The 19578-nt window shown below is 72.5% G+C and carries 17 protein-coding genes; 8 read left to right on the top strand and 9 right to left on the bottom strand.

The genetic code is table 11. The features are described from left to right. Positions 1–21 precede the first annotated feature (21 nt). Entirely contained in the window at positions 22–684 is a 663-nt protein-coding gene (locus tag ACZ31C_RS21830; RefSeq protein WP_465796840.1) for a hypothetical protein, read from the bottom strand. 259 nt (positions 685–943) lie between these two features. Here ACZ31C_RS21830 and ACZ31C_RS21825 point away from each other — a divergent pair, with 259 nt between their 5' ends. The 3 genes from ACZ31C_RS21825 (at position 944) to ACZ31C_RS21815 (ending at position 4896) form a co-directional block, all read left to right on the top strand. After that, positions 944–3712, top strand: a complete 2769-nt coding sequence (locus ACZ31C_RS21825) for a helix-turn-helix transcriptional regulator (protein ID WP_465796839.1) — start codon at positions 944–946, stop codon at positions 3710–3712. 87 nt (positions 3713–3799) lie between these two features. Then, positions 3800–4327, top strand: a complete 528-nt coding sequence (locus tag ACZ31C_RS21820) for a hypothetical protein (protein ID WP_465796838.1) — start codon at positions 3800–3802, stop codon at positions 4325–4327. A 17-nt stretch (positions 4328–4344) separates the two neighbouring features. After that, positions 4345–4896, top strand: a complete 552-nt coding sequence (locus tag ACZ31C_RS21815; RefSeq protein ID WP_465796837.1) for a DUF3558 family protein — start codon at positions 4345–4347, stop codon at positions 4894–4896. Positions 4897–4910: 14 nt separating this feature from the next. Here the strand turns inward: ACZ31C_RS21815 and ACZ31C_RS21810 are convergent, their stop codons facing one another. Continuing rightward, a complete protein-coding gene (locus ACZ31C_RS21810) occupies positions 4911–6125 on the bottom strand; it encodes an FUSC family protein (protein WP_465796836.1) in 1215 nt (404 codons plus the stop codon). 250 nt (positions 6126–6375) lie between these two features. Between ACZ31C_RS21810 and ACZ31C_RS21805 the strand changes: the two genes are divergently transcribed. From ACZ31C_RS21805 to ACZ31C_RS21795, 3 genes are read left to right on the top strand one after another with little or no spacing between them, the layout of a single operon-like run. Next, the gene (locus ACZ31C_RS21805) at positions 6376–8493 is read left to right on the top strand and encodes a cellulase family glycosylhydrolase (protein ID WP_465796835.1); all 2118 of its coding nucleotides are present in this window, start codon (positions 6376–6378) and stop codon (positions 8491–8493) included. A 59-nt stretch (positions 8494–8552) separates the two neighbouring features. Next, positions 8553–8933, top strand: a complete 381-nt coding sequence (locus ACZ31C_RS21800) for a YccF domain-containing protein (protein WP_350695369.1) — start codon at positions 8553–8555, stop codon at positions 8931–8933. A 44-nt stretch (positions 8934–8977) separates the two neighbouring features. After that, positions 8978–9592, top strand: a complete 615-nt coding sequence (locus ACZ31C_RS21795; RefSeq protein WP_465796834.1) for a DedA family protein — start codon at positions 8978–8980, stop codon at positions 9590–9592. Here ACZ31C_RS21795 and ACZ31C_RS21790 read toward each other — a convergent pair. The 7 genes from ACZ31C_RS21790 to ACZ31C_RS21760 all read right to left on the bottom strand — a co-directional run bounded on the left by ACZ31C_RS21790 (position 9571) and on the right by ACZ31C_RS21760 (position 17379). Then, a complete protein-coding gene (locus ACZ31C_RS21790) occupies positions 9571–10200 on the bottom strand; it encodes a vitamin K epoxide reductase family protein (protein WP_465796833.1) in 630 nt (209 codons plus the stop codon). The two genes, ACZ31C_RS21795 and ACZ31C_RS21790, sit on opposite strands and share 22 nt — an antisense overlap. Continuing rightward, complete coding sequence (locus ACZ31C_RS21785) at positions 10197–10850, bottom strand: DsbA family protein (protein WP_465796832.1); 654 nt, start codon at positions 10848–10850, stop codon at positions 10197–10199. Before ACZ31C_RS21785 ends, ACZ31C_RS21790 begins: the two co-directional genes overlap by 4 nt. A gap of 82 nt (positions 10851–10932) precedes the next feature. Continuing rightward, the gene (locus ACZ31C_RS21780) at positions 10933–12897 is read right to left on the bottom strand and encodes a bifunctional copper resistance protein CopD/cytochrome c oxidase assembly protein (RefSeq protein ID WP_465797009.1); all 1965 of its coding nucleotides are present in this window, start codon (positions 12895–12897) and stop codon (positions 10933–10935) included. Positions 12898–13028: 131 nt separating this feature from the next. Beyond that, positions 13029–13943, bottom strand: a complete 915-nt coding sequence (locus tag ACZ31C_RS21775; RefSeq protein WP_396746203.1) for a cation diffusion facilitator family transporter — start codon at positions 13941–13943, stop codon at positions 13029–13031. 109 nt (positions 13944–14052) lie between these two features. After that, positions 14053–15429, bottom strand: coding sequence for an FAD-dependent oxidoreductase (locus ACZ31C_RS21770; protein WP_465796831.1), 1377 nt, complete (start codon positions 15427–15429; stop codon positions 14053–14055). A 226-nt stretch (positions 15430–15655) separates the two neighbouring features. After that, positions 15656–16552, bottom strand: coding sequence for a bile acid:sodium symporter family protein (locus tag ACZ31C_RS21765; protein ID WP_465796830.1), 897 nt, complete (start codon positions 16550–16552; stop codon positions 15656–15658). A gap of 68 nt (positions 16553–16620) precedes the next feature. Continuing rightward, positions 16621–17379, bottom strand: coding sequence for a cellulose binding domain-containing protein (locus tag ACZ31C_RS21760; protein WP_465796829.1), 759 nt, complete (start codon positions 17377–17379; stop codon positions 16621–16623). Between the two features lie 252 nt (positions 17380–17631). On the opposite strand from ACZ31C_RS21760, the gene ACZ31C_RS21755 reads away from it, so the two are divergent. Both ACZ31C_RS21755 and ACZ31C_RS21750 read left to right on the top strand, forming a co-directional pair. Further along, complete coding sequence (locus tag ACZ31C_RS21755) at positions 17632–18147, top strand: SRPBCC family protein (RefSeq protein ID WP_465796828.1); 516 nt, start codon at positions 17632–17634, stop codon at positions 18145–18147. 76 nt (positions 18148–18223) lie between these two features. After that, positions 18224–19561, top strand: a complete 1338-nt coding sequence (locus ACZ31C_RS21750) for a glycoside hydrolase family 18 protein (RefSeq protein WP_465796827.1) — start codon at positions 18224–18226, stop codon at positions 19559–19561. Positions 19562–19578 lie beyond the last annotated feature (17 nt).

The following is a 19578-nucleotide window of genomic DNA, read 5'->3' as shown; positions in this document are numbered from 1 at the left end:
TCCCCGCACCGGTGACCGGACTCAGAACGGCCGGCGCGGCAACCAGCCGAGAAACCGGTTCCGGGCGTGGGCCAGCGGTAACCCGGGCAGATCCCGGGTGGCGGCGAGCAGACACGACCCCAGATAGACCGCGAGCGCGGCCCGCGCTGTCCCAAACTCCGCCAGCAACTGGCTCTGCTTGACCGCGCACGGCCATTCCTGACCGCATCCGGTGCAGGTCCAGGCCGGCGGCGAGGGCAGGTGCTCCGGCGGTTTCGTCGAGCGGTAGCGGGCGCTCGCGCTGTTGCCGCGCCCGGTGTGCGGACGGACCACCCGGGCCGGATCGTCCGGCTCCGGACGGCGGGGGGCGAACAGTTCCCGCCGCGCCAACCCCAGCGCGCCGCCGGTGCGTACCAGTGCGTCCGGGCCGGGCCGGTGCCCGACCAGCGCCCCCAGCAGATGGTGTCCCAGCAGGTCGAACGCGTCGGGCCCGAGGTCGAGTTCCCGACACAGCCCGATCAGTCGCCGCGGCGCCGCCACCCGCTGCGTCACCAACGCCGCGCGCAGTACGTCCCGTAGGCCGTCCCCCAGTGCCCCCAGTCGGCTGCCCACGATGCTGGCCAGGATCGCCTCCCCGGCGATCCGCCGAAGCGCTTCAGCCGTCGCCCGGCGGACGATGTCAGTCGGATCCCTACCCTCCAACACCCCACCCCCGTCTTCGGCAACGATCGACCACCGGCCGACGCGACGCATACACGAGGAAGAATCTGCGGGATTTCTTCCTATGTGGATTTCGAAGGCGGGATTCCTGCCCTTCGGAAGTGCCGTCCACGTCGGTACCACGCCGCCTACCGCGCAGCCCCGAGCCGGCCGCTGCACGCCTGAGCGCGTTCCGGCCGACCGACCACCACGGCGCGCCGACCGCCTGATGCCCATCGACTCCGGCCGGTGCCAGAATCGCCACATGCCGCGTTCGCTCGTCGGCCGGGACGCCCTGTTCGACCTGGCCTGGCGCGCGCTGGGCGAGCCCGGCCCGGTGCTGTTGGAAGGCCCGGCCGGGATCGGCAAGACGACCCTGCTCCGGGCCCTCGTCGCCGAGGCGACCCGGGCCGGCTGGTCGGTACTCGCCTGCGCGCCGACCGAGTGCGAGACCGACCTGCCGTTCGCCGCTCTCGCCGACCTGCTCCGCCCGCTGGCGGACCTGGTGGTGGACCTGCCGCGTCCCCAGCGGGTCGCCGCCGAGGTGGTGCTGCTCACCGGCGACAGCGACGAGACGTTCGACGAACGGGTGGTCGGCGCCGCGACCCGGACACTGCTGGAGGCGGCGCTCGCCGCCGGCCGGCCGCTGCTGGTCGCGGTCGACGACGCGCCCTGGTTGGACCGGCCGAGCGAACGGGCGCTGCGGTTCGCGCTGCGCCGCCTCGACCCGGTGCCGGCCACGCTGGTGAGCTGCCGCACCCCGGCCGGGCCGGCGCCGTGCCCGGCGCCGCTCGGGCTCGACAGCGGTCCCCACCGGTTGACCCGGCTGACCCTGACCCCGCTCGACGTGGCCGCGCTGCACCACGTGCTGCGGGACCGGATCGGAACCCCGTTGAGCCGCCCGCTGCTCGCCCGGATCGCCCGCGAGGCCGCCGGAAACCCGCTGGTCGCCATCGAGGTGGCCCGCGCGGTCCAGCGCCTGCCGCAGCCTCCGGAGCCGGGGCAGGACCTGCCGGTGACCGCCTCCATGCACCACCTCCTCGACGAGGTCCTGGCCGGGCTGCCGCCGCGCTGCCGGGACGCGGTGCGGTTGGCCGCCCTGCTCGGCGTACCGCTGCTCGGGGATCTGGCCGCGACCGGGGTCGGTCCCGGCGTGTTCGACGCCGCCGAGGAGGCGGGGCTGCTGGTGGTGACGCCGCAGCGGGTCGAGTTCAGCCACCCGGTGTACGCGGCGGCGGTCCGCGCCGGCATCCCGCCCGGCGTACGGCGTGCCCTGCACCGCCGGCTGGCCGAGGTGGTGACCGACCCGGACGAGCGGGTCCGGCACCTGGCGCTGTGTTCCACGACGGCCGATCCGGTGGTGGCCGACGCCCTGGCGGCGGCTGCGGCGCGGCAGCACGCGCGCGGGGCGCCGGAGGCCGCCGCGACCCTCTACGAGTCCTCCGCGCGGCTCACCCCGGCGGGCGACCCGGACAGCCAGGGCCGACGGCGACTCGCGGCGGCCCGGTGCCGGTTCGACTGCGGCGACCATCCGGGCGCCCGGCTCGCCGCGGAGGCGGTGGCCGACAGGTTCACCGGCGACGTGCGTGCCGAGGCGCTGCTGCTGCGGGCCGTGGTGGCGTGGAGCGCCGACGAGCCGGGCGGCACCGCCGTCGAGGCCGCCGCGCGGGCGCTGACCGCGACCCGACCCGACACTCCCCTGGCCGGCCGGATCCACGCCCACCTGGCGCTCTTCGTCGACCTGCCCGATCCGGCCCGGACGCACGCCGAGGCGGCGGTCGGGCTGCTCACCGGGCCCGGCGGCGACCCCGCGCTGCTGGCCGCCGCACTGATGAACCTCTTCTTCAACGAGGTACGCGCCGGAGCGCCGCCCCGCACCGACCTGCTCGACCGGGCGCTGGCCATGGAGGGCGCCCAGCCGTCCTGGCTGGCCGGCACGATCCCGGCGGTCTGGTGGAAGGGCATCGACGACCTGGACCGTGCCCGGGAGCGCCTGACCGGACTGCTGGACCGGGCCACCGCACGCGGCGACGAGCCGTCCCAGCACGAGTTGCTCAAGCACCTCGGCGAGACCGAACTGCTGGCCGGTCGCTGGGCGGCGGCCGAGCGGCACATCGCGGCGGCCCGTGAGCTCGGCGAGTTGCTGGGCACCGAACTCACCGCCGAGACCTGGCTGGCCGCGCTGCTCGACGCGCTGCGCGGCCGGCTCGACGCGGCGGCCCGGACGGCGCAGGCGGGTACCCGGCTGGGCGATGAACTCGACGACGACTGGTGCCGCCGGATCCACCTGCACCTGGACGCGTTCGTCGCGCTCAGCGCCGGACGGATGTCCGACGCCGCCGCCGGTTACCGGCGGCTCGCCGCGATGTTCGACCGGATGGGCCTGGCCGAGCCGCTGGCCCAACGCTTCGAGCCGGACTGGATCGAGGCGTGCGTCGGGGTCGGTGACCTGGTCACCGCGCGGGCGACACTGGCGCGGCTGGCGCAGCGGCACCAGCGGCTGCCGCGCCCCTGGACGCTGCTCGGGTTGGCGCGCAGCCGGGCCCTGGTGGACAGTGCCGACGGAGTCGACCCGTCGGCCGCGCTGGCGGAGATCGACGCCGCGCGGGTCGCGGTGCCGCCCGACGTCCTGCCGCTGGACCGCGCCCGGTGTCTGCTGGTCGCCGGGATGGTGCACCGTCGGTCGCGCCGCAAGCGGCAGGCCCGGGAGGCGTTGCAGGCAGCGGCGGCCGAGTTCGACGCGCTCGGGGCGGCGGCGTTCGCGGAGCGGGCCCGGGCCGAGGCCGCCCGGCTCGGTGGCCGCCCGCCCGCACCGTCGGACCTCACCGCGACCGAGGAACGCGTGGCCCGGCTCGCCGCCTCGGGGCGGACCAGCCGGGCCATCGCCGACGAGCTGTTCGTCAGCCCCAAGACGGTCGAGACGAACCTCTCCCGGGTCTATCGCAAGCTGGGCATCTCCCGCCGCGCCGAGCTCGGCGCCGCACTCGCGCGGACCACGACCGGCACCCCGGGGATCGGCGGCGGGCGTCGATAGCTAGGGAAACACCGGATTCCTTCCCGGCCCGCCGACCGTAGCGTCGAGACGTCACCCGGCGATCGGCCGACGAAGGGAGCAGGACACGTGCGGCGAAAGATCCTGCCGGCGCTCTGCGTGGCGGTGCTCGCATTCACCGGATGCAGCGGCGGCGGCACCGAGGCTCCACCGGCGCCGGACACGGGGGCCGGCGCGGACGTGGACACCGACCTCGACCTGCCCGTCGACGAGACCGACACGGTACGCCCGCCCTGCCCGTTCGACGCGGCGCAGATCTCCGAGTTCGTCGGTGAGCCCATGGTGGACCAGGGCACCTGCAGCTTCGGCGACGGCAAGGGGGTCGCCCAGCTCACCGTGACCACCGCCTCCCGGTTGGCCGGGGAGAGCACCTACGACTACCAACGCCAGCAGGCCGGGCAGATCTACACCACGGTGACGGAGATCGGCGACGGCGCGAAGGGCTACCTGGCGGTGAAGGACATCGGCGCCGAGGCGGTGATGGTCGGCGACGGAGGCAGTTACACCGTGACGCTGAGCAGCTTCGCCCGCCTCGGTGCCCGGCCCGACGGATACGAGCAGGCGCTGCGTCGGCTGCTCGACGCCCTGCCCCGATGACGCGGAGGGAGACGACGATGAGGCACCTGTCCACCGCCGCCCGGCTCACCGTGACGGCGGTCGTGACGGCCGTGCTCGCCGCGTGCGGCGGGGCCGTCGAGCCGGCCGCGGCACCGCCACCACCGGCGCCGACCGGGGCACCGGAGCCGACCGGGGCACCGGAGCCGGAGCCGCCGAGCGAGACGCCCGCGCCGCCGGACGCGCCCGAGGTCGACGCCTGCGCGCTGGTGACCAAGGCGGAGGCCGAGACGTTGGCCGGTACGCCGTTGGAGGACCCGGCGCCGGTGCGGGACACCTGCACGTACACCGGGCCGGTCTCGGGGCCGTTGGCCCAGGTGGAGGTCTTCGTCGGTGACGGGGCGAAGAAGATCCTCGACGTCGACCGGAACCTCGATCACGAGTTCGAGACGCTCACCGGGATCGGGGACGAGGCGTACCTGGAGGAGGGTGCGGTCTTCGTCAGCGTCTCCGGGACCTGGGTGGCCGTCCGGCTGGTCCGGCTGGACGACCCGGCCGGGTACGCCCCGCGCCTCACCGACGTGGCCCGGACGGTGGCCGGGCGGCTGTGACGCGCGCGGGCCGGTCAGGCGCGATCGGGCTGCGCGTCGGGCGGCCGGGGGCCCTCCTCCTGTCGCCGCCCGAATCGCTGCCGGACCGACTCGCTGGCCTGCGCCTCCGGGCAGCCGAGGGTCCGCAGCAGGTCGGTGGCGACGGTCCGGATCTGCGCCACCACCACGCTCCCGGAGAAGCCGACCCCCTCGTGGTACGCGTCGCCGGCCCGGTCCACCGCTTTGAGGATCAGCCCTTCGGTGCGGCCGGTATGCTGCCCGCTCTCCGCCGTGATCTGCATGAGCGCGAGGGCGTCGCCGAAGTAGTGCACCGCCGCGGGCAGACCGGCCGGCACCGGTTCGTCGTCCCGGACCGCCGTGGCGGCCCGGCGCAGCAGTTCCTGACACCCCCGCACGGCCAGGTCGAGGTAACGGACGCCGCGTTCGTAGTGCTCGAAGTCGGTCCGGCGGTGCCACCGGGCCGGTGAGATCGCCACTGCCTCCTGGGCTCCGGCCACGGCGTCTTTGATGAGTTTGACCTGCGGATCGAGGGCGGTGAGGGCGTCCCGGGCGCGGGCCACCGCCTCGGCGTCGCCGGCCGACATGCCGTCGGCGCCCTTGTGCAGTTGCTCCATCAGCACCGTGAACAGCGGACGGGCCGCCCGCTGGACGAGCCGGACCGGGTTCACCGGCAGCACCGCCACCACCAGCACGGCGGCCAGTCCACCGATCGTGGCGTCGATGATCCTGGGCACCTCCAGCCCGCGTTGCACCGGCGCGAGCGTGGCGATCAGGACAGCCGTACCCCCGGCCTGGGTCACCACCTGACCGCCCCGGCTCAGCGTGAGGGCGAGCAGGATGGCCAGCGTGACGACGGTGCCGATCTGCCAGGGCCCGGTGCCGATGACCCAGATCAGCGCGTCGCCGACCACGATCCCGGCCAGGACGCCGATCAGCAGTTCCACGGTGCGTCGGGTCCGCCGACCGATCGCGGCGGCGATCGTGCCGACCGCCGCGCTGGGCGCGAAGACCGGTGACGGATGTCCGAGCACCTGGTGCGCCACCGTCCAGGCGACGGCGGCGGCCACTCCGGCCTGCACCGCGAGGATGGCGTACAACTCCAGCGTCCGGCGCCGTTCCCGCCAGCCGATCCGTGCGCTGATCCCGCCGACCGCGCGGGCGACCACCCCGACCGCACTCCCGACGGCGCCCCGCAGCCATCCGCTGTCCCGTTCGTCCGTCGCCGTCACGCCGCCGACTACCCGCCCGGGCTCAGCTCATTCGCCGGTACGCATCCATCCACCCCGCGCGGTACGACCGTCTGAGGCGAACCCACCCTGACACAACGCCCCTAGCTGCACAGAAGCAGCCAATATCAGTCTCGGTCGATTGACAAAGTTGTTGATCCCAACTTATGGTGCGAGCCGGCCGGACGTTTCCGGTGGTCCCGGCGGCGCTCGGCCAGCACCCGTCGACACCATCACCACACCGAGGAGCGTCATGGCCGGGCTGAGAGGCACACTACGCAGGACACGATGGCGGTTCGGCCTGGTCACCAGCGGGATAGCGGTGTTACTGGCCGGCGTCGGCCTGGTCAACGCGGGCGCCGCGCACGCCGCCGCCGGCTGCCGGGTGGTCTACTCCGCCCCCAGCCAGTGGCCCGGCGGCTTCACCGCCAACGTCGACCTGACCAACCTCGGCGACCCGGTCAACGGCTGGCGGCTGACCTGGACGTTCCCCTCCGGCCAGCGGGTGACGCAGGCGTGGAACGCGACCGTCACCTCCGCCGGCAACGACGTGACGGCGACCAACGTCGGCTACAACGCCGCGCTCGGCACCAACCAGAGCGTCTCCTTCGGCTTCAACGGCACCTACACCGGCACCAGCAACACCGCGCCGACCTCGTTCGCGCTCAACGGGGTCACCTGCACCGGGAGCGTCGGCCCGACCACCCCGCCGCCGACCACCCCGCCCCCCACCACGCCGCCCCCCACCACGCCGCCGCCGACCACGCCGCCGCCGGCCGGTGACGCGATGGCGTACGTGGACGCGATGCAGCCGGGCTGGAACCTCGGCAACACCTTCGACTCGGTCGGCGCCGACGAGACCGCGTGGGGCAACCCCCGGGTCACCCCGGCGCAGCTCGACGCCATCCGGGCCCAGGGCTTCAACAGCATCCGCATCCCGGTGACCTGGAGCAACCGGCACGGTGCCGCGCCCTCGTACACGATCGACGCCGCCTGGCTGAACCGGATCAAGGAGGTCGTCGGCTGGGCCCTGGACGACGGCTTCTACGTGATGATTAACATTCACCACGACTCGTGGCAGTGGATCCACGAGATGCCCACCAACCGCACCACCGTCCTCAACCGTTACAACGCGCTCTGGACCCAGATCGCCGCCGCGTTCCGGGACGCCTCGCCGAAACTGCACTTCGAGAGCGTCAACGAGCCGCAGTTCGCCAACAGCTCCGGCGACGCCCAGAACGCCCAGCTCCTGCACGAGCTGAACACCTCGTTCCACCGGATCGTGCGCGCCTCCGGCGGCAACAACGCCACCCGGATGCTGGTGCTGCCGACCCTGCACACCTCCTCCGACCAGCCCCGCATCGACGAGCTGGTGAGCACCTTCACCCAACTGAACGACCGCAACCTGATCGCCACCGTGCACTTCTACGGCTACTGGCCGTTCAGCGTGAACGTCGCCGGCGGCACCCGGTTCGACGCGGTCACCCAGCAGGACCTCGTCGACCGGTTCGACCGGGTGCACAACGCCTTCGTCACCCGGAACATCCCGGTCGTCATCGGCGAGTACGGGCTGCTCGGCTTCGACCGGCACACCGGCACCGTGCAGCAGGGCGAGAAGCTCAAGTTCTTCGAGTTCCTCGGGCACTACGCCCGCACCAAGCGACTCACCACCCAGCTCTGGGACAACGGCCAGCACTTCGACCGGGTCGCCTTCCGGTGGAAGGACGCCGAGCTGTTCGCCCAGATCAAGTCGAGCTGGACGACCCGCTCCGGCACCGCCTCCGCCGACCAGGTGTACGTGCCGCGTACCGGCTCGGTCACCGCCAAGTCGCTGACGTTGAACCTGAACGGCACCACCTTCTCCGGCCTGCGGCAGGGCACCACCAACCTGACGCAGGGCACCGACTACACCGTCTCCGGCAACCAGCTCACGCTGACCGCGAGCGCGCTGACCCGGCTGGTCGGCAGCCGGGCGTACGGCGTCAACGCCACGCTGCACGCCCGGTTCTCCACCGGCGTGCCCTGGCGGATCGACATCGTCACGTACGACCCGCCGGTGCTGTCGAACGCCACCGGGACGACCAGCGCGTTCACCATCCCCACCCAGTTCCGCGGCGACCAGCTCGCGACCATGGAGGCGAAGTACGCCGACGGCAGCAACGCCGGCCCGCACGACTGGACGTCGTACAAGGAGTTCGACGTCGCCTTCGCGCCCGACTACGCCGCCAACCGGATCGCGCTGACCTCCACCTTCTTCGGTGACGTCCGCGACGGCGCCCCGGTCACCCTCACCTTCCACTTCTGGAGCGGTGCCCGGGCGACCTACCGCGTCACCAAGTCCGGCACGGCGGTGACCGGCGTCATCGGCTGAGCAACGGTGCCACCGGCCGCCCTTCGCGGCCGGTGGCACCCACCGGTCATGATGGGATCATGATCCGATTCGTGCTGAACGTGTTGTGGCTCATCTTCGGCGGCGGGATCGTGCTGGCGATCGGATACGGCATCGCGGCCCTGATCTGCTTCGTGCTCGTCGTCACCATCCCGTTCGGCGTCGCGTCGCTGCGATTGGCGTCGTACTCGCTGTGGCCGTTCGGCCGGACCCTGGTGCCCAAGCCGGGTGTCGGGGTGGCCTCCGGCGTCGCCAACGTGATCTGGGTCGTCCTGGCCGGCTGGTGGCTCGCGCTGTCGCACATCGTCGCCGGGGTGAGCCTCTGCCTGACCATCATCGGGATCCCCTTCGGGGTGGCCAACTTCAAGCTGGTGCCGGCGGCGATCTGGCCGCTCGGGCAGGAGGTCGTCCCCGCGCCGTAACGATTCCCTGCTCGACGCCGATGCAGGACGGCCACAATCAAGGCGTGGAACGGGTGCTGACGGTGATCACCGCGCTTCCCCCGGTGCTCGTCCTGGTCCTGGTGTTCGTCCTGCCCGCGTTGGAGTCCTCGACGCTGCTCGGACTGGTGGTGCCGGGTGAGACCGCCGTGCTGGTCGGCGGGGTGGTCGCGCACGAGGGTGGCCTGCCGCTGTGGGCGGTGGTCGCCGCCGCCGCGGCCGGTGCCTGCCTCGGCGACCAGGTCGGCTACCTGCTGGGTCGGCGATACGGGCCGACGGTGCTCACCCACGCGCCCGCCGTGGCGCGGCGTCACCTCGACCTGGAGCGGGCACGTCGTCTGGTGGCCGGCCGTGGTGCGGTGGCGGTGGTGATCGGTCGGTGGGTGGCGGTGCTGCGGGTGGTGGTGCCACTGGCGGCCGGGGCCAGCGGCATGCGCCGTACGACGTTCGGGTGGGCCAACGTGACCGGCGGGCTGCTCTGGGCGGCGGCGGTGTCCGTGCTGGGGTACCTCGGCGCGGCGTCCTACCGCTATCTGGAACGGGAACTGGGCATCGGCACCTACGCGCTGCTGGGCGTGGTCGTGATCGGTGGGCTGTTCGCGATGTGGCGCAGGCGGCGTCAGAGCAGGGTCGACCAGTAGTCCCAGAAGCGGACCAGCACCGCCAGCAGGATCACCGTGTACCAGGCGACCAGGATGAAGCTGTGATAGCCGGCGAGTCCGGCCAGCCGGGCCGGCGGCGACGACGGCGGCACCCGGCGCAGGTTGTGCAGCGTGGTATAGACGAATATCGCGATCATCACCACCCAGACCACCATGCAGTACGGGCAGAGCGCGCCGATGACGTACAGGCTCTGATAGATCAGCCAGTGCACGAAGATCACGCCGAAGGTGGCCCCGGCCTGGAGACCGGCCCAGATCCAGCCGGGCAGCCGCACCCCGGCGAGCAGCACGACGCCGAGGGTGGTGACCACCGCGAAGCCGGCGATGCCGAGCAGCGGGTTCGGGAAGCCGAAGGCAGCGGCCTGCGGGGTGGTCATCACCGAGCCGCAGGACAGGATCGGGTTGATGCTGCACGTCGGCACGTAGTCCGGATCGCTCAGCAGGTTGATCTTCTCGACGGTGAGGGTGGCCGCCGCGAGCAGGCCGACGGCGCCGCCGACGGTGAGCACCCACGCGGTGACCCGGGCGAGGAAGCCCGCCTCCGGTCCGTCGGGGTCCGCCGGCCGGCGGGCCGGGTCGGCGCTCATCCGGCGAGCGCGGCGTCGATGGCGGCGATCATGTCCGACTGGGTACGCACGTTCGTCAACTGCCGGCCGTTGAGGAAGAACGTCGGAGTGCCCTGCACCCCGGCGGTCTCGCCGTCGGCCCGGTCCCGGGCCACCCGCTCGGCGGTGGCCGGGTCGTCGAGGTCACGCTGGAAGCGGTCGACGTCCAGACCGAGGGTGCGCGCGTACCCGACGAACGCCTCGGTCTGCGGGGTCCGCTGGTGCCCCCACGTCTCCTGGTTCTCGAACAGCACGGTGTACATCTCGGCGAACCGACCCTGGTTGGCTGCGGACTGGGCAGCCCGGGCGGCCAACTCGGCGTTGGGGTGGCTGGGGATCGGGAAGTACCGCACCACGAAGGTGATCCGGTCCTGGTAGGTGTCCAGGAGTTCGCTGACCGCCGGGTAGACCGCGCCGCACGCCTCGCACTCGAAGTCGAGGAACTCGACCAGGGTGACCTTGCCGTCGGTGGCGGTGGAGAGCCGGTGGCTGTCGTCGCGTACCAGCACGGCCGGGTCGACCGGTTCGCCGCTGGCCCGCGAGCCGGCGTTCCGGTTGATCGCGGTCAGACCGATCATGACGAGGATCACCACCAGGATCATCGCCAACGTCAGTCGCAGGTTCCTCGTCATGCGGGCGTCAACCTTCTCTGTGGGAGCAGCCCATGCTGCATCGGTCGGCTGGCAGGTTGCTGAGAGCAGGCTGGACGGAAACTCATCGACGTACCCGGCGGTCGCGTTCGGCCAGCTCGGCGAGCATCCGGTTGTAGGCGGCGAGCTCCGGGTCCTCGCGTCCCTCGGCCTCGGCGCGGTCGGCGGCCCGGTCGCGGCGACGGGCCTCGCGCCGGTCGGCCTGGATCCACTGGAACATCAGCGCCCCCATCACGATCACGGTGGGCAGCTCACCGAAGGACCAGGCGATGCCCCCGGCGGCCTGCTGGTCGGCCAGTGGGGTCGGCCCCCATGGCCGGTCCAGCGCGATCCACCAGTCGGCGGCCAGCACGGTCGTCGACTGCATGAGCGCGACGCCGAGGAAGGCGTGCAGCACCATGCTGATCAGGACCAGGACCATCTTCAGCGGGTACGGCACCCGGCGGGGTGCCGGGTCGACGCCGATGACCGCCCAGAAGAAGAGATACCCGACGGCGAGGAAGTGCCCGACCATCGCCAGGTGGGCGGCGTGCGAGCGGACCGCCAGTTCGTACAGGCCGGTGAAGTAGAGCACGTAGAGGCTGGCCACGTAGACGACGAGCGCCACCACCGGGTGGGTCAGCACCCGGGAGGCCCGGGAGTGCAGGCCCGCCTGGAGCCACTCCCGGGGACCCGGCCAACGTGGGTCGGTGGCCGGTCGCAGCGCCCGTAGGGCGAGGGTGACCGGTCCGGCCAGGACCAGCAGGATCGGCGCGACCATCATCAGCAGCAGGTGCTGCACCATGTGCACGGCGAACAGCACCGGGCCGTACCGGGCCAGGCCGCTGGAGGTGGCGACGACGATCACCACGCAGCCGAGCAGCCAGAACGCGGTACGGGCGGCGGGCCAGGCGTCGCCGCGCCGCCGCAGCCGCCACACCCCCGCGAGGTAGAGCCCGGCCGCGCCCAGGACGGCGGCGATGACCAGGGGTTCCGGCAGCCAGAGCCGGGCCACCGTGGCCACGCTCAACGGCGGCGGCATCGGGAAGCCGAGCAGGGCGGTCGCCACGTCCTCGTCGGCGCCGACGGCCGGCACGGGGGTACGCGACAGCGCCACGGCAGCCCCGACGGCGGCCCCGAACAGCAGCGTCTCCACGACGGCGACCCGCACGAACGGGCGTCGCCGGCCGGTGGCCAGGGCCGGCATCGTGGACCGCCGGTGCCACTGCCCGAGCACCGCGATCACGGCCAGCAGAGCGGTCTTGACCAGCAGCAGCCACCCGTACCCGGTGCCGGTCAGGTCGGCCGGGCCGGTGAGTCGTACGCTCGCCGACAGCAATCCGGACACACCGACCGCGACCAGACAGACCAGCGCCAGCGGGGAGAACCGGCGCACCGCGACCGCGAGGTCGGCGGCGGTGCCCCGGGCGGTGATCGCCAGGGCGAGCAGGCCACCGGCCCAGACGGTGACCGGCACCACGTGCAGCAGCAGGCCCGAGACGGCCACCTGGTGGTTGCTGGCCGACGCGGCGTGCCCGGTGAAGACCGGCGGCACCACCGCGGCCAGGGCGGCGAGCAGCGCCACCACCGCCCCGGACGGACGCAGGCTGCGGGCCGCGACGACGGCCACGACCAGCGCCAGCGCTCCGCTGAGCGCCAGGGACTGGCCCAGCGACACGCTGCGGACGAAGTTCAGCACCGCGCGGACCGACAACACCTGCGCGGCGGGCAGCCCGAACAGGTCGACGAGCGTGTAACAGACCGCGACACCGGCGGACACCGCCCAGGCGGCGGCGGTCCACGCCGCGGCGCGCAGCCGCCGGTAGCCCAGCGCGGAGAGTCGACCGCCGTCGTCGCGCGGGGACAGCACGGTGACCGCCACCAGCAGTCCCACGGTGGCCACCGCGCCGATCTGCATGCCGAGCCGGGCGGCCGGCAACAGCCAGGCCGCGGTCGGGTCCGGGTCGGGCAGCCCCGGCGGAGTCGGCGGTACGCTGCCGCCGCCCCACCACAGCAGCACGGCCGCGACACCGGCGGCGACCAGGACCATGACGGCGGGCACCAGGACCGGACGGCGCAGGATGAGGGGCGGGACGAGCTGGTGCGGGCGGTTCAACGACGGCTCCTGGTGCGGGTGGTTTCCCAGGTAGTCGGCGCGGCGGGGCTTCGGGTTCCCGGCCGTCACCAGTGGGCGCCGTGGCAGACGCCCTCGGCGTCCTCGGGCTCCACCTGCAACGTGGCGTGCTCGATCTCGAAGCGGTCGTGCAGGAGCCGGCGTGCGGCGGCCAGCACCCGGGCCAGGTCCGCCCCACCGGCCAGGGTCAGGTGCGCCGAGGCCACCTCCATGCCCGAGGTGAGCGTCCAGACGTGCAGGTCGTGCACGTCGGCCACGCCCTCGACGTCGCGCAGCGCGTCGCGGACCTCGGCGACGTCCAAGTGCGGCGGCGCGGCCTGGACGAGGACCCGCAGCGCGGCCCGCCCCAGCCGGTAGGTGCGGGGCAGGATGAAGAAGCCGACCGCCACGGCCACGATCGGGTCGGCGTACCACCAGCCGGTCAACGCGATCACCCCGGCCGCGACGATCACCCCGATCGAGGCGAGCAGGTCGCCGAACACCTCCAGGTAGGCGCCCCGCACGTTGAGGCTCTCCTTGGCGCCGGAGCGCAGCAGCAGGAACGCCACGATGTTGGCGAGCAGCCCGGCCACCGCCACCGCCAGCATCGGCCCGGCCATCACCTCCGGCGGTTCGCCGAGCCGGCGTACCGCCTCGACCAGCACGAAGAGCGCCACCCCGAAGAGCAGCACCGCGTTGGCCAGCGCCGCCAGGACCTCCATCCGATAGAGCCCGAAGGTGCGCTGCCCGTCCCGGGAGGCCCTGCTCGCCGCCGTGATCGCGGCCAGCGCCATGCCGATGCCCAGCACGTCGGTGAACATGTGCCCGGCGTCCGACAGCAGCGCCAGCGAACCGGTCACCCAGGCACCGATCGCCTCCACCACCATGAAGACGGCCAGCAGGGCGAAAGCCACCCAGAGCCGCCCCCGGTGCTTCTCCCCCGCGCGCAGGACCTGCTGCCCGTGATCGTGCCCGGCACCCATCCGGCACTCCTTCCACTCGCCACGAGCAACATATGCGGACATTGCAATAAGTGCAAGTGTGGTGCCGGAGTCGCCGAATCAGACAGGAGCGACGAAATTTCGCCTTAGGTCAGCGCGCCCGCCAGTTCGCCCACAGCGCGCCCAGCACCATGCCGGGTCGGGCCAGCGCGCGGGGGTGCTCGCGCATCGAGACGACGTCGTTGAAGCGGCGGGCCGTGGCCACGTCGGTCATGGTCGCCCGGACGATCTGGCCGCTCACCCAGCTCGTGAGCCGGTACCCGCGCGGGTAGGGACCGTCGACGTGCGGCAGCGCCAGGTCGGCGGAGGTCGACATCGACCAGGCGGCGTCGACCACGACCCGTTGCAACTCGAAGAACCGGCGGGCCGGGAAGCGGAGGTCCGGCCCGGAGCGCAGGTACGCCGACAGACAGGCCGCGTGCAGCGCGGCGGCCGTGATCCCCTGGCCGTAGACCGGGTTGAACGAGGCGACCGCGTCACCGACGCTGACCAGACCGCCCGGGAGCCGCCGCAGCGCGTGGTAGTCCCGCCGCCGGCTGTCGGCATGGCGGTAGGTCTGCACCTCGCCGAGCATCTCGCTCTCGGCGACCTCGGTGAACTCGGGCGGGAACTGCTCGCGCAGCCGACGTACGAAGTCCTCGGCGGTGCGGCCGGGGCGGTTGTCGCCGTAGCCGGCCATCATCGCCATCCACCGACCGTCCTCGATGGCGAAGTACGCCGCCCCGGCGACGTCCGAGGAGGACGTGACGCTGTTCAGGGCCATCACCACGGTGTGCTCCGGGTGCGCCTCGCGGCGACGGAACAGGGCCGTGGCGTAGTTGAGGTGCACCGGCATGCGCCGCAGGGCGGGTCGCTCCCAGCCGGCCTCCGCCAGCCAGTCGGAGAGGCGGCTGGACCGGCCCATGGCGTCGACCACCAGATCGGCGTTCTCCACGCCGGGCGTGGCGTTGACGTCGCACCGGACCCCGGCCACCGACGAGCCGTCGAGCACCAGGCCGGTGGCGCGGGCCGTCACCGTCTTGACGTTGGGCAGCCGCAGGACCTGCTGGCGGATCAGCCCCTCCAGCAGCGGCCGACTTCCGGCCAGGCTATCCGCGTCGTCGGGCACCACCACCTTGGGGCGGCCGTCGAGGTAGTTGCGCCGGGCGGCCGGTGGCGCCTCGACCGCCCCCTGGGCCAGGGCCTGCTCACGGAACCCGGGGAAGAGACGCTCCAATTGCAGGAAACCGCCGGGCAGCAGCGCGTGCAACTGTGTCCCCTGTGGCACACCCGGCCGTCCGCCCGGCACGTGCAGGTCGTCGCGGTCGATCACGACGACGCTCGCGGCGTGGTCGGACAGCACCCGGGCGGCCAGCAGGCCGGCGACGCTGCCGCCGACCACCACGGCCGTACCGAGCACCGGAGACGGCTGGTCGGGCGGTCGCACCGCGTTCAGCGCGGCGAAGACCTGAGCCGGAGAGAAGGACATCGTGCTCTCCAAGGGGTACGAGGTGTGGCGCCGTTCCGCCGGGCCCGGCCGGTGACCGAGGCACAGGCAGGCCGGCGGGACCGGGCGGTCGGCATGACGCTCAACGATCGTTGCACAACCAGGGAACGCGACGGCAGATCCGACGGTCGATGCGGCCCCACACGTGGACGGTGCCGGCACGACCATCGGTGATCCGCGCGTCGCGGCTGCTCACCACCCCTTTTTCTCAGGTCGTCGTGGCGCTGTCGTGGGTGCCGGGCGGACCCGCGTCGACGCGGTTGACCAGGTAACCGAAAGCCGCTGCGGTAAAGAACATGACAATGCCGTAGACGGCGGCCGGAATCGCCATCTGCGTGTTGTTCAACAGCGCCGGGCTGAGCGCGATCGTGATGGCCAGGGTGCTGTTGTGGATGCCGATCTCGAAACCGGCCGCCTTCGCGGCGGGTGGCGCGATCCCGGCCAGCCGGGGCACCCCGTACCCGACCGCGAGGCTGAGCAGGTTGAACGCCAGGACCGCCAGACCGACCGCGACGAAGTAGTCGGCGATGTTCTCCCGCTCACCGAGCACCGCGCCGAGGATGACCGCGACCAGCACCACCACGGACATGATCCGGACCGGCCGGTCGAGCCGGTCGGCCACGTCCGGCACCCGGGCCCGGACCAGCATGCCGATCGCGACCGGGACGAGCACGATGGCGAACACCTGCACCACCTTGTCGAACTGCAGCCCGATGCTCGTCGCGTCGCTCAGGAAGTAGCCCGCCGACAGGTTGACCACGATCGGCAGGGTGAGCACGGCGAGCACCGAGTTGATCGCGGTCAGGGTGATGTTCAGCGCCACGTGCCCGCCGAACAGGTGGCTGTAGAGGTTGGCCGTGGTGCCGCCGGGCGACGCTGCGAGCAGCATCATCCCGACGGCCAGTTCCGGCGGCAGGTCGAAGGCGAGCACCAGGCCGAAGCAGAGCGCCGGCAGCAACAACACCTGGCAGGCCAGCGCGATGACGGCGGCCTTGGGGTGCTGGGCCACCCGCCGGAAGTCCGCGACGGTCAGGCCGAGACCCAGACCGAGCATGATGATGCCGAGGGCGACGGGCAGTCCGATCAAGGTCAGGGCAGAGTCCATGACACGACATCGTTACCACCCGGTAACGCACTCACAATCCTCCATGCGGCCGGGGTCCGCCGCCCGGCTCAGCGACCACAGGCGAGCGTGAAGCCCTCCGGCACCGAGGTGGTCGTGGCCAGCAGGCCGAACGTCGTCGTCCCGCCCGGGGCGAGCAGGGCGTTCCAGCCGGCGTCGCGGACGGTCACCGCGCTGCCCGCCTCGGTCGGCGTTCCGTTCCACAGCGACTGGATCCGCTGGTCACCGGGCCAGGTCCACCAGACCTGCCAGCCGTCGAGCGCCTCGGTCCCGGTGTTGCGCACGGTGACCGTGGCGACGAAGCCACTCCCCCAGCCACTGCCGATCGTCGCCGTCGCGGCACACACCGGCACCGCCTGCGTACGCGCCGGGCCGCCCATGACGTACGGGTCCCGCCGACCCTTGGCATCGCTGAACCGGAACCAGTACTCGGTGTCCGGGGTGAGCCCCTCGACCACCACCAGGCCGTAGCTCTCCAGCCCGGTGTCCGCCGAGGCCACCGGGTTGTGCCACATCTCGGCGTCCTCCCGGGTGGCGAAGAGGTGCACCGTGATGGGGAGGTCGTACCCGCACGGCGGGCGGAACGTCAGCGAGTAACGGATGGTGACGGTCGTGGTGGTGGTGCCGGCCACCATGCCGGCCAACGGCAGCGCGGGCGGACACACCGTCACCGTCGGCGTCGGCGACTGCGAGGTGGTGAGCGGAACAGGCGGGGACGTGGCGGCGCCCGCGCTGCTCGCCATGCCGGCCGCGCCCACCAGGGCCAGCGTCGCGGCGGCGATCGTCGCCAGGGCGTACTTCTTCGACATGCGGTGTCTCCTCCGGGGGTGGTGTGAGCACCGGGCGCAGCACGGCGGCCGGTGCCTGGGAAACGGGCTGCCCTGCGCGGGTGGCATCCCCGCACGCCCTGACGATGGTTCGCACGCCGGCCCCGGACGCGACTACGCAGAGTGTTTCATTCGAGAACCATCGATACAACGGACGACCAGTCGATCCATCCGGGGCCGGACGGGCACCCGGCCACCCGGGCCGAACCGGTCGCACCGGGGGAGAATGGGGCGATGCCCGTGGTTGAGGCGGTGGCCGTCGTCCCCGTACCCCCGAATGTCGCGTTCGCGATCTCGCAGACCACCATGCCGGTCCGGCGGCGGTGGGATCCGTTCGTCCGTAGCCAGCACTTCGTGGACGGCGCCACCCGGCCGGACAAGGGCGTCCGCACGTTCACGCGGTCCCGACACGGCCTCTCGATGGTCAGCGAGTACGTCTCCTACGCGCCGCCGACCAACGTCGGCATGAAGATGGTGCGCGGCCCGTGGTTCTTCGAGATGTTCGCCGGAGGCTGGCGGTTCGTGCCGGCGGACGAGCCCGGCCACACCGTCGCCACCTGGCGGTACCACTTCCGCTGCCGTCCGGCGCTGCTGCGACCGGTCGCCGACCGGATCGGCACCTGGCTGCTGGACCGGGACATCCGCCGCCGGATCGCCGGCTACGCGGCCGGATGCGCCGATCCGGTCGTGGTCGCCGCCGCCGAACGGGACCTGCGCGAGCGCAACGACGGGAACCGGACCGAGTCTTGACCGGAAACGGTGATCAGCTTACGTTCGTCAATCAGACAGGTGTCTTTACTGATCGCCGTCCCGCCCGGGAGTGCCGATGCGACCGTTCCGTCCCCGCCGCCTCACCGCCCTCGTGGCGCTGACCACGTTGCTGGTGACCGCCGCACCACCGGTCGCCGCGCACGCGGCACCGCAGCGCGGCACCGGATACCACCGGGTCGGCTACTTCACCCAGTGGGGGATCTACGGCCGGGCGTTCCCGGTGCAGAAGCTGGACACCTCCGGGGCGGCGAGTCGGCTGACCCACGTCAACTACGCCTTCGGCAACGTCAGCGAGGACGGTCGCTGCTTCGTCGACGGTGGGCCGGGTGAGGGCGACGCCTGGGCCGACTACCAGCGCCCGGTCCCGGCGCAGGAGAGCGTCGACGGGGTCGCCGACACCTGGGGCGAGCCGCTCAACGGCAACTTCGGCCAGTTGGCGAAGCTCAAGGCCAAGCACCCCCACCTGAAGGTGATGATCTCGCTCGGCGGCTGGAGCTGGTCGACGTACTTCTCCAACGCGGCCCGCACCGACGCCTCCCGCAAGGCGTTCGTCGCCTCCTGCATCGACCTCTATCTCAAGGGCAACCTGCCTATCCTGGACGGCGGCAGCGGCGGGCCGGGCTCGGCCGCCGGGGTCTTCGACGGCATCGACCTGGACTGGGAGTGGCCGGGCTCGCCGGGTGAGCCGGGCAACGTGATCCGCCCGGAGGACCGGAAGAACTTCACCAAGCTGCTCGCCGAGTTCCGCCGGCAGCTCGACGCGTACGGCCGGACCACCCGCACGCACCACCCGCTGACCGCCTTCCTGCCGGCCAACCCGGCCGCGATGGACGCCGGCTTCGAGGGCCGCAAGATCTTCAAGTACCTGGACTTCGCGACCGTGCAGGGGTACGACTTCCACGGCAGTTGGGACGCGGTGACCAACCAGCAGTCGGCACTGCGCGTGCCCAAGGGCGCGCCGGACGACCCCGACTTCTCCGTGCAGGTGGCGATCGACGGCTGGATCGCCCGGGGCGCGCCGCGCGGCAAGCTGGTGCTGGGCATCCCGTACTACGGCCAGGGCTGGACCGGCGTCACCGGCGGCGGCACCGGCCTGTTCCGGCCGGCGACCGGACCGGCACCGGCCACCCACGCGGCCGGCTACGAGGACTACAAGCAGCTCAAGACGTTGCCGGGCAAAGGCTTCACGGTGCATCGCGACCTGCGCGCCGGGCACGCCTGGCTGTTCGACGGCACCACCCTGTGGACGTACGACGACCCGGCGGTGGTGCTCCAGAAGACGCTCTACATCCGGGCCGCCGGACTCGGCGGGGCGATGATCTGGTCGCTTGACGGCGACGACGACAACGCCACGCTGACCAAGACGATCAGCCTCGGCCTCACCACCAGGTAGGGCAGCCGGGCCCGACG

It is taken from the genome of Micromonospora sp. NPDC023869 (assembly GCF_055559695.1).
This window is presented reverse-complemented; position numbering and strand designations above follow the sequence as displayed.

What these genes read in the sequence shown, in the direction of transcription:
- ACZ31C_RS21825 (WP_465796839.1), top strand. Translation starts at nt 944, where the DNA reads ATGCCGCGTTCGCTCGTCGGCCGGGACGCCCTGTTCGACCTGGCCTGG.
- ACZ31C_RS21785 (WP_465796832.1), bottom strand. Translation starts at nt 10,850, where the DNA reads ATGACGAGGAACCTGCGACTGACGTTGGCGATGATCCTGGTGGTGATC.
- ACZ31C_RS21770 (WP_465796831.1), bottom strand. Translation starts at nt 15,429, where the DNA reads ATGTCCTTCTCTCCGGCTCAGGTCTTCGCCGCGCTGAACGCGGTGCGA.
- ACZ31C_RS21790 (WP_465796833.1), bottom strand. Translation starts at nt 10,200, where the DNA reads ATGAGCGCCGACCCGGCCCGCCGGCCGGCGGACCCCGACGGACCGGAG.
- ACZ31C_RS21750 (WP_465796827.1), top strand. Translation starts at nt 18,224, where the DNA reads ATGCGACCGTTCCGTCCCCGCCGCCTCACCGCCCTCGTGGCGCTGACC.
- ACZ31C_RS21805 (WP_465796835.1), top strand. Translation starts at nt 6,376, where the DNA reads ATGGCCGGGCTGAGAGGCACACTACGCAGGACACGATGGCGGTTCGGC.
- ACZ31C_RS21760 (WP_465796829.1), bottom strand. Translation starts at nt 17,379, where the DNA reads ATGTCGAAGAAGTACGCCCTGGCGACGATCGCCGCCGCGACGCTGGCC.
- ACZ31C_RS21765 (WP_465796830.1), bottom strand. Translation starts at nt 16,552, where the DNA reads ATGGACTCTGCCCTGACCTTGATCGGACTGCCCGTCGCCCTCGGCATC.
- ACZ31C_RS21800 (WP_350695369.1), top strand. Translation starts at nt 8,553, where the DNA reads ATGATCCGATTCGTGCTGAACGTGTTGTGGCTCATCTTCGGCGGCGGG.
- ACZ31C_RS21780 (WP_465797009.1), bottom strand. Translation starts at nt 12,897, where the DNA reads ATGGTCCTGGTCGCCGCCGGTGTCGCGGCCGTGCTGCTGTGGTGGGGC.
- ACZ31C_RS21755 (WP_465796828.1), top strand. Translation starts at nt 17,632, where the DNA reads ATGCCCGTGGTTGAGGCGGTGGCCGTCGTCCCCGTACCCCCGAATGTC.
- ACZ31C_RS21815 (WP_465796837.1), top strand. Translation starts at nt 4,345, where the DNA reads ATGAGGCACCTGTCCACCGCCGCCCGGCTCACCGTGACGGCGGTCGTG.
- ACZ31C_RS21775 (WP_396746203.1), bottom strand. Translation starts at nt 13,943, where the DNA reads ATGGGTGCCGGGCACGATCACGGGCAGCAGGTCCTGCGCGCGGGGGAG.